The sequence below is a fragment of the Nonomuraea corallina genome, assembly GCF_027620315.1.
GTDB lineage: Bacteria > Actinomycetota > Actinomycetes > Streptosporangiales > Streptosporangiaceae > Nonomuraea > Nonomuraea corallina.
Map to the genome: position 1 here is coordinate 76,408 of NZ_JAPNNL010000002.1, position 15,741 is coordinate 92,148.

The 15,741-nt window shown below is 72.3% G+C and carries 15 protein-coding genes; 9 read left to right on the forward strand and 6 right to left on the reverse strand.

The window, feature by feature from the left end; genetic code table 11:
• Positions 1 to 11 precede the first annotated feature (11 nt).
• Positions 12 to 1,793: a methionine--tRNA ligase gene (metG, locus tag OUY22_RS00985; RefSeq protein ID WP_270152736.1), complete on the forward strand. Its 1,782-nt coding sequence runs from the start codon at positions 12 to 14 to the stop codon at positions 1,791 to 1,793.
• 4 nt (positions 1,794 to 1,797) lie between these two features.
• Positions 1,798 to 2,652 carry a TatD family hydrolase gene (locus tag OUY22_RS00990; protein WP_270152738.1) on the forward strand — a complete coding sequence of 285 codons (855 nt, stop codon included), beginning with the start codon at positions 1,798 to 1,800 and terminating at the stop codon, positions 2,650 to 2,652.
• A gap of 66 nt (positions 2,653 to 2,718) precedes the next feature.
• Here OUY22_RS00990 and OUY22_RS00995 read toward each other — a convergent pair whose 3' ends face one another.
• Complete coding sequence (locus OUY22_RS00995; protein ID WP_270152740.1) at positions 2,719 to 3,912, reverse strand: hypothetical protein; 1,194 nt, start codon at positions 3,910 to 3,912, stop codon at positions 2,719 to 2,721.
• Positions 3,909 to 5,837 (reverse strand): protein kinase domain-containing protein, encoded by a 1,929-nt coding sequence (locus tag OUY22_RS01000; protein ID WP_270152742.1) that lies wholly within the window; start codon positions 5,835 to 5,837, stop codon positions 3,909 to 3,911. Before OUY22_RS01000 ends, OUY22_RS00995 begins: the two co-directional genes overlap by 4 nt.
• Before the next feature lie 90 nt (positions 5,838 to 5,927).
• Here OUY22_RS01000 and rsmA point away from each other — a divergent pair, with 90 nt between their 5' ends.
• Positions 5,928 to 6,767, forward strand: a complete 840-nt coding sequence (rsmA, locus tag OUY22_RS01005; protein WP_270152781.1) for a 16S rRNA (adenine(1518)-N(6)/adenine(1519)-N(6))-dimethyltransferase RsmA — start codon at positions 5,928 to 5,930, stop codon at positions 6,765 to 6,767.
• A gap of 9 nt (positions 6,768 to 6,776) precedes the next feature.
• Here the strand turns inward: rsmA and OUY22_RS01010 are convergent, their stop codons facing one another.
• Positions 6,777 to 6,998 carry a DUF397 domain-containing protein gene (locus tag OUY22_RS01010; RefSeq protein ID WP_270152744.1) on the reverse strand — a complete coding sequence of 74 codons (222 nt, stop codon included), beginning with the start codon at positions 6,996 to 6,998 and terminating at the stop codon, positions 6,777 to 6,779.
• Entirely contained in the window at positions 6,991 to 7,800 is an 810-nt protein-coding gene (locus OUY22_RS01015) for a helix-turn-helix domain-containing protein (RefSeq protein WP_270152745.1), read from the reverse strand. Before OUY22_RS01015 ends, OUY22_RS01010 begins: the two co-directional genes overlap by 8 nt.
• A 193-nt stretch (positions 7,801 to 7,993) precedes the next feature.
• Between OUY22_RS01015 and OUY22_RS01020 the strand changes: the two genes are divergently transcribed.
• Positions 7,994 to 8,413: an ATP-binding protein gene (locus OUY22_RS01020; RefSeq protein ID WP_270152747.1), complete on the forward strand. Its 420-nt coding sequence runs from the start codon at positions 7,994 to 7,996 to the stop codon at positions 8,411 to 8,413.
• Positions 8,414 to 8,565: 152 nt separating this feature from the next.
• Positions 8,566 to 9,324 carry an NlpC/P60 family protein gene (locus OUY22_RS01025; RefSeq protein ID WP_270152748.1) on the forward strand — a complete coding sequence of 253 codons (759 nt, stop codon included), beginning with the start codon at positions 8,566 to 8,568 and terminating at the stop codon, positions 9,322 to 9,324.
• Here OUY22_RS01025 and OUY22_RS01030 read toward each other — a convergent pair.
• Positions 9,297 to 10,121, reverse strand: a complete 825-nt coding sequence (locus tag OUY22_RS01030; RefSeq protein ID WP_270152749.1) for an arginase family protein — start codon at positions 10,119 to 10,121, stop codon at positions 9,297 to 9,299. The two genes, OUY22_RS01025 and OUY22_RS01030, sit on opposite strands and share 28 nt — an antisense overlap.
• 236 nt (positions 10,122 to 10,357) lie before the next feature.
• On the opposite strand from OUY22_RS01030, the gene OUY22_RS01035 reads away from it, so the two are divergent.
• The 3 genes from OUY22_RS01035 to OUY22_RS01045 all read left to right on the forward strand — a co-directional run bounded on the left by OUY22_RS01035 (position 10,358) and on the right by OUY22_RS01045 (position 14,145).
• Complete coding sequence (locus OUY22_RS01035) at positions 10,358 to 11,254, forward strand: 4-(cytidine 5'-diphospho)-2-C-methyl-D-erythritol kinase (protein WP_270152751.1); 897 nt, start codon at positions 10,358 to 10,360, stop codon at positions 11,252 to 11,254.
• Between the two features lie 269 nt (positions 11,255 to 11,523).
• The gene (locus tag OUY22_RS01040; protein ID WP_270152753.1) at positions 11,524 to 13,320 is read left to right on the forward strand and encodes an ABC-F family ATP-binding cassette domain-containing protein; all 1,797 of its coding nucleotides are present in this window, start codon (positions 11,524 to 11,526) and stop codon (positions 13,318 to 13,320) included.
• 33 nt (positions 13,321 to 13,353) lie between these two features.
• A complete protein-coding gene (locus OUY22_RS01045) occupies positions 13,354 to 14,145 on the forward strand; it encodes an inositol monophosphatase family protein (protein ID WP_270152755.1) in 792 nt (263 codons plus the stop codon).
• A 22-nt stretch (positions 14,146 to 14,167) separates the two neighbouring features.
• Here the strand turns inward: OUY22_RS01045 and OUY22_RS01050 are convergent, their stop codons facing one another.
• The gene (locus tag OUY22_RS01050; RefSeq protein WP_270152756.1) at positions 14,168 to 14,878 is read right to left on the reverse strand and encodes a TetR/AcrR family transcriptional regulator; all 711 of its coding nucleotides are present in this window, start codon (positions 14,876 to 14,878) and stop codon (positions 14,168 to 14,170) included.
• Positions 14,879 to 14,960: 82 nt separating this feature from the next.
• Here OUY22_RS01050 and atpB point away from each other — a divergent pair, with 82 nt between their 5' ends.
• Positions 14,961 to 15,740, forward strand: a complete 780-nt coding sequence (gene atpB, locus OUY22_RS01055; protein ID WP_270152758.1) for a F0F1 ATP synthase subunit A — start codon at positions 14,961 to 14,963, stop codon at positions 15,738 to 15,740.
• Position 15,741 lies beyond the last annotated feature (1 nt).

Sequence of the window (15,741 nt, forward strand, 5' to 3'; positions counted from 1 at the left end):
AGGCTTGGACCATGTCCCAGCACATTCTGACCGCCGTCGCGTGGCCGTACGCTAACGGCCCCCGCCACATCGGGCACGTCTCCGGGTTCGGCGTGCCTTCCGACATCTTCAGCCGCTACCAGCGGATGGCGGGCAACAAGGTGCTGATGGTCTCCGGCACCGACGAGCACGGCACCCCCATCCAGGTGCAGGCCGACAAGGAAGGCGTCACGGCCCGGGAGCTGGCCGACCGCTACAACCGGGTGATCGCCGAGGACCTGACCGGGCTGGGGCTCTCCTACGACCTGTTCACCCGCACGACCACGCGCAACCACTACGCCGTCACGCAGGAGATCTTCAAGGGTCTCCACGACAACGGCTACATCTTCCCCAAGACCACGATGGGCGCCATCTCCCCGTCGACCGGCCGCACCCTCCCCGACCGCTACATCGAGGGCACCTGCCCGCTGTGCGGCTACGACGGGGCGCGCGGCGACCAGTGCGACAACTGCGGCAACCAGCTCGACCCGATCCAGCTGGTCAACCCGGTGAGCCGCATCAACGGCGAGACGCCGGTCTTCGTCGAGACCGAGCACTTCATGCTCGACCTGCCCGCCTTCGCCGAGGTGCTCGGCACCTACCTGCGCTCCAAGCAGGGCGAATGGCGGCCCAACGTGCTCAAGTTCGCCCTCAACCTGCTCGGCGACCTGAAGCCGCGGGCCATCAGCCGCGACCTCGACTGGGGCGTGCCGATCCCGCTCGACGGCTGGAGCGACCAGGCCAACAAGCGGCTGTACGTGTGGTTCGACGCGGTGATCGGCTACCTGTCGGCGTCCATCGAGTGGGCCAGGCGCTCCGGCGACCCCGACGCCTGGCGCCAGTGGTGGCAGAATCCCGACGCCCGCGGCTACTACTTCATGGGCAAGGACAACATCGTCTTCCACGCCGAGATCTGGCCGGCGATGCTGTTCGGCTACAACGGCCAGGGCGACAAGGGCGGCAGGCCGGGCGCGCTCGGCGCCCTCGACGTGCCCTCGGAGGTGGTCTCCAGCGAGTTCCTGACCATGGAGGGCCGGAAGTTCTCCTCCTCCCGGCAGGTCGTCATCTACGTGCGCGACTTCCTGGCCCGCTACGACGCCGACGCGCTGCGCTACTACATCGCCGTCGCCGGCCCGGAGAACCAGGACACCGACTTCACCTGGCAGGAGTTCGTCAACCGCAACAACGGCGAGCTGGTCGCCGCCTGGGGCAACCTGGTCAACCGGTCGATCTCCATGGCGGCGAAGAACTTCGGCGCGATCCCGGAGGCCGGCGACCTGTCCGACGCCGACCGGGCGCTGCTGGAGCGCTCGCGGGGCGCGTTCGCCCCTGTCGGCGCCGAGCTGGGCCGCTCCCGGTTCAAGAACGCCATCACCGAGGCGTTCGACGTGGTCCGCGACGCCAACCGCTATCTCGCCGAGCAGGAGCCGTGGAAGCTCAAGGGCGACCCGGAGCGGCAGAAGTCCATCCTGCACGTCGCGCTCCAGGTGGTCGACGACGCCAAGACGATGCTGACGCCGTTCCTGCCCGGCTCGTCCAACAAGGTGCACGCGATGCTCGGCGGCGAGGGCGTCTGGTCCGGCATGCCGGAGATCCACGAGGTCGACGAGGACGGCGGCGCCGCCTACCCGGTGATCACCGGCGACTACGACGGCGCGGCCCGCTGGGAGCACCGGCCGATCAAGCCCGGCACCCCGCTGGCGCCGCCCGTGCCGCTGTTCAAGAAGCTCGACCCGAAGGTCGTCGACGAGGAACTCGCCCGGCTGGAAGGCTGATCCCGTGACCAAGCGCCCCGCACCGCCCGAGCCGCTGTCCGCGCCGGTCTTCGACAGCCACTGCCATCTCGACGTCATGGTGGGAGACCGGCAGGCGTCCTCGGGCGATCCGGTGGCCCTGGCCGCGCAGGCGGCCTCGGCCAGTGTGAGCGGCATCCTCGACGACGCCCGCGCGGTGGGCGTCACGCGGCTGGTGACGATCGGCTACGACCTGCCGTCCTCGCGGTGGAACGCCGAGGTGGCGGCCGCCCACGCCGACGTCCACGCCGGCGTGGCGATCCACCCGAACGAGTCGCACTCGGCGACCGCCGAGACGCTGGCCGAGATCGAGGAGCTGGCCGGGCGGCCGGAGGTGCGCGCGGTCGGGGAGACCGGGCTTGACTACTTCCGCGACTGGGCGTCCAGGGACGACCAGCACGCGAGCTTCCGCGCGCACATCGAGATCGCCAAGCGTACGGGGAAGGCTCTGGTCATCCACGACCGCGAGGCGCACGACGACGTGCTCAAGGTGCTGGCGGCCGAGGGGGCGCCGCCGGTGGTGGTGTTCCACAGTTTCTCCGGGGACGCGGAGATGGCCAAGAAATGCACCGACGCCGGATATTTCATGTCATTTTCTGGGCCGGTCACGTACAAGAAGAACAGCGCGCTGCGCGAGGCCGCCCGCGTGGCGCCCGCCGAGCTGATGCTCGTCGAGACCGACGCCCCCTACCTCCCGCCGGTGCCGCACCGCGGCAAGCCCAACGCCCCCTACCTCATCCCGATCACCCTGCGCTGCCTCGCGGAGGTCAAGGGCGTCCATCCGGACGCGCTGTGCGCGGCCGTCGACGCCAACGGAGTCACGGTTTTCGGCGAGTGGTGACCAGGTCCCGGTGAGGTGACGACGGCCGGGCTGCGGCGCCCACCTGTCCGGCTGACAGGGCTCTGGTCAACCCAGCGAGGCGCCGAAGTCGGTCCCCTGGGACGGGCGCACCGGGCGCGACCGGTCGGAGTTGCGCGCCGCCACCGTGACCATCCCGCCCGGGGCCGCGTCCGGCGCACCCGCGAACAGCTTGTTGCCGCCGAATGCCACCGACCAGCCGAACAGCCCGTCAGCGGGCGGGAACCGCCGCTCGTCCTTGCCGTCCTCGGCCCTGACCACCCGGACGCCGCCACCCCACGGGGCGCCGATGGCCAGCCTGCCGTCGTCCGATGCGGCCAGCGAGAACCCGAACGCCCCCGGGCCCTCCTGCCGCACCCGGGCCGTCGGGGCCGGCTTCGCGTCGTACAGCTGCACGTACCCGGCGCCCGGCACGCCCACCGCCGGCCCGGCGCCGTCCACCCAGGCCACCGCGTACCCGTACTTGTCGCCCGCCTTGTCCGTGGGCGAGTCCAGCTTCGTGCTGACGATCTCCGTGGCCAGCACGTCCTGGATGACCACCACCGAACCCGAGTCGACCTTGCCGGAATCCACCTGCCGGCCCTGGCCGTCGTCGTTCTCGTAGGGCACGCCGACCACGACACTGTTCCCCGGCCCCACGGCCAGGGAGTGGCCGAACTGGTCGCCGACCTCGCTGTTGCCCCGCACCTCCACCGTGCCCTGCGTGACCCGCCGCAGCCCGCCGCGGTCGCCCTTGCGCACGTGGATCGCCCCGGCGTCCGTCAGCTCGCCTTCGTCCTCGTACGGCGCGCCGATCACCACGAGGTCGCCGCGCGCCGCCACCGCCCAGCCCAGCCGGGCGCCCCGCTGCGGCTGCTCGGCCACCAACCGTTCCTGCCTCGCCACGCCGCCCCCGTAGATCACGTACGCGGCCCCCGCGTCGGCGTCGCCGTCCACGTCCGTGTACGGCGCGCCGACGACCAGGTCGGCGCAGGCGTCGGCGTCCACCTTCGCCAGCCGCACCGACCAGCCGAACGCGTCACCCTCCGCGAGCCCCTCCACGGCCACCGGGATCGCCCTGTCGCCGGAGATCACGTGCACGGCGCCCTTCCCGCCCGCCGCGAACGGATCGCCCGCGGCGACGTCGTCCACGCCGTCACCGTCGAAGTCGCTCAGCCCGGCACAGGCGGACGCGGCCGCGTGCGGGGCCCCCAGCGCGGCCGTGGCCAGCAGCAGCGCCGGCAGGATCGCCCGGATCTTCACAGTTTGACCTCGATCTGCTCGCCGTCCTCCAGCATCGTCGCCGACAGCTCCACCGGCTTGCGGTACGGCGGCAGGTCGAAGACGAACACCCCGTCGATCCGGTCGCCCGGCGCGATGGCGGCGACCTTCGGCCCGCCGTCGAGCGCGTCGTGCCGGCCTCCCCGGTCGTCGCGCAGGCTCACCACGGGCTCGCCGATCTCCCTCGGCCGTCCGCCCGGGTTCACCATCACCCAGCCGAGCACGCAGAGCTGGCCCTGGGTCTGCGTCCTGCCCTCGTACTCCTGAAGCCCGCACCGCGGCGCCTCGGTGACGATCACCATCGGATCGTCGAACGCCCGCCCGACCGTGAACCGGCGGCCGACGTCGTTCGGCTGCGCGGTGGCGGCGGCGGGGGAGCCGGTCGCGGCGGTGCGGGACGCGGAGTCGCGGCCCGAGGTCACGATGAGCACGGCCCCGGTGATGGTGATCGCCAGGAGCGCGGCGGCGGCGGCGATCAGCCACCGGGTGCCACGCGGACGCTGGTAGGCCGGGTCGGTCGGCGGGTTGTCCGGGGGCGGGATGGTCGGGGTGGGCCGCTCCTGGAGGAAACCGGCGGACGGGCGGCGGACCTGCTCCTCCCACCTGGCCAGTTCGGTCACGGACACCGGCTCGTGCGCGTGCCGCTCCCCGACCGCCTGCCCGGGTGCGCCCTGTCCTGGGCCGTGCGGCGGCCCGTCCACCGTCGTGGGTGGGTCGGCCGGTCGAACGGGTGCGCTCGGGTCCCGTGCCGTTCCCGCGCCGCCCCGCGCCGCCTCGTCACGTACGGTGGCGTCCGCCCGCGGCGGAGCGCTCTCGTGGTGCTCTCCCGGGGGCTCGCCGCCGGGTAAGGAACCGCCCGGTAAGGGGTCGTTCATGGGGGGACCCTCCCGGCGGCGGGGCGGGATCGACCCCGCGCGCCCCTTCCCCGAAGGGTCCCGGTTCACCATCGTGTCACTGGGCGGCGGTGTGGTGAAGGTCGCCGTGATGTCCGGTTCGTCGAGGACGTTGCTGGGCGGCTCCCATTCCGCCATCAGGTCGGTCGCCACCAGCGTCGGCGGGTTCGCCGACGCGGCCGGGGCGGGCGCGTTGCCGCCGACCAGCGCGATGAGCAACTCCTGGGCCGTGGGCCGCTGCTCCGGCTCCATCGCCGTCGCCCGCCGCGCCAGCTCGTTCAGCGGCGCCGGCAGCGCGCCCAGGTCGGGTCGGCTGTGCAGCACCCGGGAGGCGAGCGTGATCGGGTCGCCCCGGCCGAACGGGTGACGCCCGTTGCCCGCGTAGGCGACCAGGCACCCCCAGGCGAAGATGTCGGCCGCCGGAGTGACCGTCTGGCCGCGTACCTGCTCGGGAGCCCACCACCCGGGGCTGCCCAGCAGCTCCCCGGACATGGTGAACCCCGTCTCCCTGTCGAGCGCCCTGGCGATGCCGAAGTCGATCACCCGCGGTCCCGACAGCGAGAGGATGACGTTGGCCGGCTTGAGGTCGCGGTGGACCAGCCCGGCCACGTGGATGGCCGCCAGGGCCGCCGCCACCCCCAGCGCCACCCCGTGCAGCGGCCCCGGGTCGAGCGCGCCGAAGCTGGAGATCTGGTCGGACAGCGCCGTGCCGGCGATGTACTCGGTCACCATGTAGGGCCGGCCGTCACCGGTGTTGCCGTTGTCGAGCACCTGTGCCGTACAGAAGGAGGCCACCCGCCGGGCGTTGTCCACCTCGGCGTGGAAGCGGGCCGCGAAGCCCTCCTGGTTGGCGAACTCGGCCCGCACCACCTTGACGGCGACGAACCTCCCCGTCGGCGCGCGGGCCAGGAAGACGGTCCCCATGCCGCCCTCGCCCAGCCGCCCGAGCAGCCGGTACGGTCCGATCTCCCGTAAGTCCGTCGGGCGAAGCGGGGCGGCGCCCGTTGGCTCCATGAGAGACGTCCCTTCCTGTTCCACCCATACTCCCCTCAGCCGCCCCCACACGCCATCGCAGGGTCCTCGATGCGCGACACTTATAGGATGATGAGGCTTCTGGGCCCAGCAGAAATACGTATTTTGGCGAACAAGCTAGATCTGCGCCCCACGAAAAAGCTAGGCCAGAACTTCGTGATCGACGCCGGCACCGTCCGCCGCATCGTCCGCGTGGCCGAGGTGACCTCCGACGACGTGGTCATCGAAGTGGGCCCCGGCCTCGGCTCCCTCACCCTCGCGCTGCTGCCGGAGGCGCGCCACGTGGTGGCCGTCGAGATCGACCCGGTGCTGGCGGCCCAGCTGCCGCTGACGGTGGCCGAACGAGGTCTCTCGGACAAGCTCACGGTGATCCACGCCGACGCCATGAAGGTGGCGCCCGGCGACCTGTCCGGCCACGCGCCCACCGCGCTGGTGGCCAACCTGCCCTACAACGTGGCGGTTCCGGTGGTGCTCCACCTGCTGGAGGCGCTGCCGTCGCTACGCAAGGGCCTGGTCATGGTGCAGGCCGAGGTGGCCGACCGGCTCGCCGCCGCGCCGGGCTCCAAGGTGTACGGGATCCCGTCGGTCAAGGCCGCGTGGTACGCCGACGTCCGCAGGGCCGGGCCCGTCGGGCGCTCCGTCTTCTGGCCGGCGCCGAACGTCGACTCCGGCCTGGTCTCCCTGGTGCGCCGCGACCCGCCGCCGACGACGGCCACGCGCGAGGAGGTGTTCGCGGTGATCGACGCCGCCTTCGCCCAGCGCCGCAAGACCCTCCGCGCGGCGCTGGCGGGCTGGGCGGGCAGCCCGGCGGCGGCGGAGCAGGCCCTGCGCGCCGCCGGGGTGACTCCGTCGGAACGGGGCGAGCAACTCGACGTCCACGCCTTCGCCCGCATCGCCGAACACAAGCCCTGATCGGCCGGGTCACTCAGGAAGGTCGAACTCCCCTTTCGACACCCCGTCCAGGAAGGCCCGCCACTCGTCCGGACTGAAGGTCAGGATCGGCCCCTTACCCTGGTCCTTGGTGTCCCTGAGGAGAACGCTGTCATCCGGTCGCCGCATCACCTCGACACAGCTCCCGCCGTTCCCTCCCGATGCCTTGGCCTTGGTCCACACACCCACGGCCAGACCGCCTGCGTCAGCCATGACTCAACATCACCTCACGAATCTTTTCCCGGCTCTTGTCCACGGGGTTCGCCATGCTGGAGAGCGCTTCCCACCGCACCATAAGCGTTCGCACCGTGGCCGCGCGATTGGACACCCGCCCCTCCTCCGCGCTCTCCAGGTAGGCGTGGTCGGGTCCTCCATCCCCGAGGGTCGCCACTTCGAAGGCGCCGAGGCAGCCGATCGTGAGCCCCGCTGAGAGAGGCACGATCCTTACCGTGATGTACGGAGGATTGAGCACGTCGAGGATTCTGCCCAACTGCTCTCGCATGACCTCGCTCCCGCCCACGGAGCGATGGAGGACGCTCTCGTCGATCAGGGCCGAGTACAGGGGCGGACGGGGCTGTGTGAATACAGCCTGCCTGTGCAAGCGGAAGCGGACGGCCTTCTGGGCCTCCTCCTCGACGGCCCCCGGCTCTCCGAGAAACACGTGCCTGGCATAGCTCTCCGTCTGGAGCAGACCGGGAATGAGCATGGGCTCCCAGATCCGGATCGTGTGGGCCAGAGCTTCGACCTTGGGCCACTCCCGGAACCATTTCGGCCCCATCATGTTGCCGTGGATCGGCGGCACCAGGCGCATGAGCTGCCCGTTCAGCCCCAGGGCCTTCTCTATCTCGCGGGTGTAGTGCTCGGTCGGCTTGCGCATGAGACGTTCGACGTGCCCCACCGCGCTCTCGCTGTAGGCCACCTTGTCCGCGAGGCGCTCCTGGCTCAGACCTTGTTCCGTCCGGTATTGGCGCTGCAGCCTGGCGAACTCCTGCCACGCCTGTCTGTCTTGCGCCATATCGCATCCTTTCGCGGATGGTCACTCAACGCAGTGGCCTACGCACTGTAAGGAACTGTACGGCCGATCAGGGCGGCGCGCCACCGGTATGGAATCCATGCTGTGAGGGATTCCGTCGTCCCCAGGACGTGGACCGCAGACAGGCGCGTACGGCTTCGAGCGAGCGATGTACGCCCGAGATTCGGAGGTGACCATGCGAAAGCCGCCGTACTCGGGCGTGAAGGTCTGGAGCCTGAGGGAGATCCCCGGGCTGGACCGGCTCCCCGGGCTGGCCCGTCAGGAACTTCGGGAGTGGATGGGGCCTGGCCACCCTGCTCTTGACGATCTGACCCTGATCGCCTCCGAGCTGGTGACCAATGCCATCGTCCACGTCCCCGCCGCCCCGTGGGTGCGGATGAGTCTGAACCTCACCCTGGAGGGCGCAGGACGCCACTGGCGTCTGGCGGTCACGGATCCGGGCGGCGCTCCCACCATCCCCGTGCCGCGCACTCCGGAGTTCTCCGAGCGGTCCGGCAGAGGGCTCTGGATCGTGGACGACCTCACCGGCGGCTGCTGGGGCACCCACCGCACGCGGGCAGGAGAACGAGTCGTGTGGGCTCTCGTGCCACGCTGATCCCGCGCCTCCGCTCGTGCCGTCGACGTGTCCTCCGAGTGCCGCCGGCCTGGCTGTGGACAACGCGGTGTCGTCCCCAGAACCCCGTTCGGCGCCTTGGCGGGCATGCCGCTCGCATGATCCTGGCCTCCCCGATCACGAGGAGGCCGACCATGAAGCCACGTATTCGCCTGATGGGACTCGCGCTCGCCGGTGGGCTCGTCTCCGTGCCCGCCCCCGCGCATGCCGCCGCTCCCTGTCCCACACCGGGCAGCGGCTTCTTCGATCCCACCTTCCTGTGCCGGCTCCTTGAGGAGGCCGAGTTGCCCGAGCCCCCTGAGCTGCCCGAGGCCGCCGAGCTGCCCGAGCCCGCCGGGCTACCCGAGCTGCCCGAGCCCGCCGAGGTGATCGGGTGGCCCGGGGCGGGACTGCTGCCGGGGCCGAGGGCCCGTCCTGACATGGGCGGCGTCGAGGCCGCTCCCGCCGCCGGACCCGGTGCCGCCACCAGATCGAAACGCAGGACCAGGGGCGGGATCGCGGCGACCGCCGCTCTGGCGCGGATCGGCACCCCGTTCTCCTGGGGCGGCGGCTCCCGGTCCGGGCCCACCAGGGGCGTCGGCAGGGGAGCGGGCACCGTCGGCTTCGACTGCAGCGGCCTGACCATGTACGCGTGGGGAAGGGCAGGGGTCCGGCTCGGTCACTACACCGGCACCCAGTTCCGGCAGGGGCGTCGCGTCCCCCTGTCCCGGCTCCGCACGGGCGACCTGCTCTTCTTCGGCGGCGGCGCCGGCGACCCCACCCACGTCGGCCTCTACCTGCGGGCCGGCCGCATGGTCCACGCGCCCAAGACCGGCGACGTGGTCAAGGTCGCGCAGTTCCTGCGCTCGCCCCACTTCCGCTCGGCCTATCGCGGCGCGGTCCGCCCGGGGTGACTCGTGCACGCCTCGACCAGCGCCGTGACCACGGGGGCGAGCACGTCCCGATCCCCGGGCCGGCCGGGCTCGTACTCGGTGATCCCGAGCCCGGCCACCGCGAACCGCTCGCCCAGGGCCGTCACCATGCGCGTCAGCTCCTCCGGCGAGAACCCTCCGGCCACCGGGCTCCCCACGCTGCCGAACACCTCGGGCTCCAGCACGTCGAGGTCCACGTGCACGTACAGCACCACCTCGCCCGCCGGCTCCGGAGGGCTCGCGGCGGTCACCGCGCGGATGAGCGCTTCCGGGTCGGCGGCGCGGACGTGCCCGACCCCGGCCGCCGCCACGAACGCGGCCTCGCCGGGGTCGAGGTCGCGCGCCCCCGCCAGCACCACGCGCCGGGGATCGACGGCCGGATCGGCGGTCAGCCCGCGCGGCCCCTCACCCGTCAACGCCCGCAGCACCATCCCGTGGAACGCCCCAGAAGGAGAGGACTGCGGAGTGTTCAGATCCCCGTGCGCGTCGAACCAGACCACGACCAGCCGATCCCCGTACGCGCGCCGCGCCGCCGCCACCGGCTCCAACTCGACCCCGCAGTCACCGCCCACGGTGACCACGAAGCCGTCGCCGGCCGCCGTCAGCGCTTCCCGCACCCGTGCGGCGGTCACCACGAGGTCGTCGCCGGCCTCGACCCGTACCCTCCGCTCCGCGGGCACCATCCCGCTCAGCAGCCAGGCTCCCTCCACCAGCCGCTCCGCCGTCGCCGCCCCGGACCCACGCCACTGCGGCACCTCGACGACCGTCACCGCGCCCACACCACACCTCCCACCTCACCCGGCCGCCGTTCCTGCCATACCGGAGGCCGGCGGCGGCTCCCATCCCGTCATCCCGGGCCGGTCGGTCCTGTCATCCCGAACTGGTCCGTCCCATCATCCCGGGGCCGGTCCGCCTGCGTCACCGGGTTTCCGGGCGCGCGCCGGTACGCGGGGTGTGCGGGCGCGGATACGATCGAGTGTCCTCAACCTGCGGCGACGGAAGTGGCAGAAGATCGATGAGCTCGGTGACCGTACGGGTGCCCGCCAAGGTGAACGTGCAGCTGTCCGTCGGCCCGCTCAGACAGGACGGCTTCCACGACCTGGTCAACGTCTTCCACGCCGTGTCGATCTACGACGAGGTGGTGGCCAGGCCGGCTCGCTCGGTCACGGTCTCGGTGACCGGAGGGTGGGCCGCTGAGGTGCCGCTGCACGACGGCAACCTGGCGGTCAGGGCCGCTCGCGCGCTGGCCGCTCGGGCGGGCTGCGACGAGGGCGCCGAGCTGGTCATCCACAAGACGATCCCGGTGGCGGGCGGCATGGCGGGCGGCAGCGCCGACGCGGCGGCCGCCCTGGTGGCGTGCGACGAGCTGTGGGGGCTCGGGCTGTCCCGCGAGGAGCTGATGGAGATCGGCGCCGGGCTGGGGAGCGACGTCCCGTTCGCGCTCATGGGCGGCACCGCGCTCGGAACGGGCCGCGGTGAGCTGCTCCGACCGCTGCCTGTCGGCGGTCCCTTCCACTGGGTGTTCGCCGTGGCCGATGCCGGGCTCAGCACCGCCCACGTCTACAAGGAGTGCGACCGTCTGCGGGAGGGCTCGCCCGTCCCCGAGCCGCGAGCCGACGAGGAGCTGCTGGCGGCGCTGCGCGACGGTGACGCCGCCGAGCTGGGCCGTCGCCTCGTCAACGACCTGGAGCCGGCCGCGCTCGCCCTCCATCCGCCGCTGGCCGGCACCCTGCGCGCCGGTCGCGACGCGGGAGCCCTGGGCGCGATCGTCTCCGGCTCCGGCGCCACCTGCGCCTTCCTGGCCGGGGACGAGGCGCACGCCGCAGAGCTGGCCGGGGTGCTCGCCACGACGCCCGGCACCCGCGCCGCCGTCGTCGCGGAAGGCCCCGCCCCCGGCGCCACCTCCCTCTGAGCCGCCGCCGGGAGCCACCCCACCTGAGCCGCCATTCGACCCCCGGACGCCGGGACGCCCGTACCTCAGACGGCGGGACGCCCGTACCCCCGGATGCTGGGCAGTCCGTACCCGGACGCCGGGACGCCGTACCCCGGGAGACCCGAACCCCGTACCCCGTACCCCGTACCCCGTACCCCGGACGCCCGTACCCCGGACGGTGGGTTGCTCGGACGGTGGGTTGCTCGGTCAGACGGGGTGCTCGTTCGAGCCGATACCCTGGGAATGCGATGAATCTGGTCAATCTCGAGTCGGTCTCCCACGCCTACGGCCCCAAGCCGCTGCTGTCTGACGTCTCCCTCGGCATCGAGGATGGCGAGCGCATCGGCGTGGTGGGCCGCAACGGCGGCGGCAAGACCACCCTGCTCGGTGTGATCGCGGGCGACGTCATCCCCGACAGCGGCCGTGTCACCCACACCCGCGGCTTGCGCGTCGGCTTCCTGTCCCAGCAGGATCTGCTCGACCCCGGCCTGACCGTGCGCGCCCTCGTCCTGGGCGACATGGCCGAGCACGAATGGGCCGGCGACCAGCGCGTCCGCGAGATCCTCGGCAACCTGATCGGCGATCTCGACCTCGACGCCAAGGCGGGCGACCTGTCCGGCGGCGAGCGCAGGCGCACGGCGCTGGCCCGGCTGCTCATCGGCGACCACGACCTGATCATGCTCGACGAGCCGACCAACCACCTCGACATCGAGGCCATCGCCTGGCTGGCCGCTCACCTGTCCGGGCGCAAGAGCGCGCTGGCGGTGGTGACCCACGACCGCTGGTTCCTCGACGCCGTCTCCACCCGCACGTGGGAGGTCGTCGACGGCCGCGTCGAGCGCTACGAGGGCGGTTACGCCGCCTACGTGCTGGCCAAGGCGGAGCGGGCGCGCATCGCCCAGGCCGCCGAGGAGCGCCGCCAGAACCTCATGCGCAAGGAGATCGCCTGGCTGCGCCGCGGCCCGCCCGCCCGTACGTCGAAGCCCAAGTTCCGGGTGGAGGCGGCGCAGGCGCTGATCGCGAACGAGCCGCCGGCGCGGGAGACCGTCGAGCTGCTGAAGTTCGCCGCCGCCCGGCTCGGCAAGACCGTCTACGACCTGGAGGACGTCACCCTCCACGCGGGCGGCCCCGGCGTCGGCCCGAAGGTGCTCGACCGCTGCACGTGGCAGTTCGGGCCCGGCGACCGGGTCGGGCTCATCGGCGTCAACGGCTCCGGCAAGTCGTCGGTGCTCCGCCTGCTCGCCGGCACCGTCGCCCCTGACTCCGGCCGGGTCGTGGAGGGCCGGACGGTCCGCCTGGCCCACCTGTCGCAGGAGCTGGCCGAGCTGGACCCGTCCCGGCGGGTGCTGGAGACGGTCGAGGAGATCCGCAAGTACGTCCAGGTCGGCAAGAAGGAGTGGACCGCCTCCCAGCTGCTGGAGCGCCTCGGCTTCAAGGGCGAGGCGCAGTGGAAGGTCGTCGGCGACCTGTCGGGCGGCGAGCGGCGGCGGCTGCAGCTGCTCAGGCTGCTCATGGACGACCCGAACGTGCTGCTGCTCGACGAGCCCACCAACGACCTCGACATCGAGACGCTGAACGAGCTGGAGGACCTGCTCGACGGCTGGCCCGGGACGCTGATCCTGGTCTCCCACGACCGCTACTTCCTGGAGCGGGTGACCGACCGGTGCGTGGCCCTGCTGGGCGACGGCAAGCTGGCGCTTCTGCCGGGTGGCGTGGACGAATACCTGGAGCGCCGGGCCGCGGGCACGGCGTTGACGGCTCGCGTCGCCGAGCGTCCCGCGGACGTGCCGCAGGCGTCCGGGGCCGCCGTTCCGCCGGGGCTGTCGGCCAAGGAGGAGCGGGAGCTGCGCAAGGAGCTCAACCGTCTGGAGCGGCAGCTCGACAAGCTGGCCGGCCAGGAGGCCGGGCTGCACGCCGAGATGGCGGGCGCGGCCGGCGACTACGAGAAGCTCGGCGGCCTCGACGCGCGGCTCCGTGACGTCCTGGCCCAGAAGGAGACCGTCGAGACCGCGTGGCTGGAGCTGGCCGACCGCCTCGGTGACTGACGCCGCGACCGCGGGGCCGGTAGTGTGCAGGCCATGATCGACTCGTACGCGGCTCTGGACGACGCCGGGATCGCGGTCGCGGCGGCGGGCGCCGGCGCGGACGTGGTGCGCGGCATGTTCGGCCGGGAGCTGTCTCGTATCGACAAGGGCGACGGGGACTTCGCCACCGCCGCGGATGTGGCGGCCGAGCAGGCGATCGTCGACGTCATCCGCGCCGGGCGGCCCGGGGACGCGGTGCTCGGCGAGGAGGGCGGGCAGCGGGGCCCGGCCGGCGCGGCGCGGCAGTGGCTGGTGGATCCGCTGTGCGGCACGCTGAATTACGCCGCCGGCACCATGCTCGTGGCCGTCAACGTGGCGCTGCGCGACGGGGCGGCGGCGGTGGCCGACCCGTTCGGCGACGAGCTCTACCTCACCGACGGCGAGACCGCCTGGCTGCGGCGTCAAGGGGTGGACACCCTGCTGACTCCCACGTCCTCCGGCCGCCTGGTGGACGTCAACCTGGATCCGCCGTTCCCGGGCGCGCCGGGGTTGCGGGCCGTGGACCTGCTGGCGCACTCCGGGTTCGCCAAGAGGTTCCGGCCGCGGGTCGTGTCCACCTCGCTGGCGCTGGCCTGGGTCGCGGCCGGCAGGCGTGCCGCGTACGTCACCGATGGCGGCGACCTGGCGGGGAGCGTGCACTTCGCCGCCGGCATCGCCCTGTGCCGGGCCGCCGGCTGCGTCGTCACCGGGATCGACGGCGGGCCGATCGGGCAGGGGGGCCGCGGGCTCGTGGCGGCCGCCGACGCTGAGACCCACGACCTGCTGCTGTCGATGATCCGCGGCTGACCCGCGACCGGCCGGGTGCCGCCTAGCGGCTGACCGGGAGGGAGGCGGCGATGCCGTCGAGCAGGCGGTCCAGCCCGTAGCCGAAGCGCTCGTCGGGGTCCATGAGTTCGCGCCCGCTCTCGGTGACCACCCGGGCGAACAGGGGGTACTCGCCGGTCTTGACCAGCGTCTCGATGTAGGGGGCCTGGCGGGCCATCCACTGCTGGACGTCCAGCCCGGTCCTCCGCCGGGCCTCCCGCTCGCCCAGCTCGGCCGCCACGTACCCGTTGACGTACGCGATCACCGAGCCGACCACGGCGAGCATGGCGTCGACGCTCAGGCCCAGCCCGTCGACCATGGCGAGGGACCGGTCCAGGGCTCGCACGCCGTTGGGGCCGGCGGACTGCCGGGTGGCGGTCACCCGGGCCATCCACGGGTGGCGGTGCATCGTGCGCCGGCTCTGTACGGCCAGGGCGCGCAGGTCGGCCCGCCAGTCGCCGCTGGGGACGTCCGGCGGGAGGAAGTCCATCGCGACGGCGTCGACCATCAGGTCGATCACCTCGTCCTTGCCGGTGACGTACCGGTAGAGCGACATCGTGCCGGAGCCGATCTCGGTGGCGAGGCGGCGCATCGAGATGGCGTCTAGCCCTTCGGCGTCGGCGACCCGGAGGGCCGCCTCGGTGAGCTGGGCCCGGCTGAAGGCGGGCCGGGGCCCGCGAGCGGGCTGGTCGGGCCGCATCCACACGTTCTCCATATTGCGTACACCGTACCGGGCTGGTTACCCTCGACCGTACAACTGAGTACACCGTACTCGGTTCTCTTTCGAAGGAGTGTGCGTGGCATCCCCCGACTTCCGCGCCCCGACGCCCGCGGACCTGTTCGAGTTCCCGCCCCTGTGGCCGGGCGCGCCCTACTGGCTGACCAAGCCGGTGCTGCTCGCGGTCGTGGGCGCGCTGGTGGTGTGCGCGTTCGCCTGGGCGGCGTTCTCGCGGCCCAAGCTGGTGCCGCGCGGGGTGCAGAACGTGGGGGAGTACGCCTATCTGTTCGTGCGCGACCAGATCGCCAAGCCCTACCTGGGCCGGGACACCGACCGCTGGATGCCGCTGCTGTTCAGCCTCTTCCTGCTGACGCTGGTCTGGAACCTCACGGCGGTCGTCCCCGTGCTGCAGTTCCCGGTCACCGCGTACGCGTCGTTCCCGTGGGTGCTGGCCGCCGCCGTCTATCTGATCAAGCTGTACGTGGCCTTCAGCCGGCACGGGTTCTCCCGCTATCTCAAGGGCCTGATGTTCCCCCCGGGGCTGCCCAGGCCTCTGGCGATCGCCCTGTACGCGCCGCTCGAACTGGTCTACTTCTTCGTCACCGCGCCGTTCACCCATGCCGTGCGGCTGCTGGCGAACATGTTCGCCGGTCACACGCTGCTGGCGTTCTTCAGCGCCGTCGGCTTCTGGTTCATGATCGAACGGCCGACCCTGCCCGGCCTCACCCTGGGGGTGCTCGGCGTGGCCATGACGATCGTGATGACCGCGTTCGAGATCTTCATCCAGTTCCTGCAGGCGTACCTGTTCACCATGCTCGCGGCCCTGTACATCGGCTCGTCCCTGCACCCGGAGCACTGAG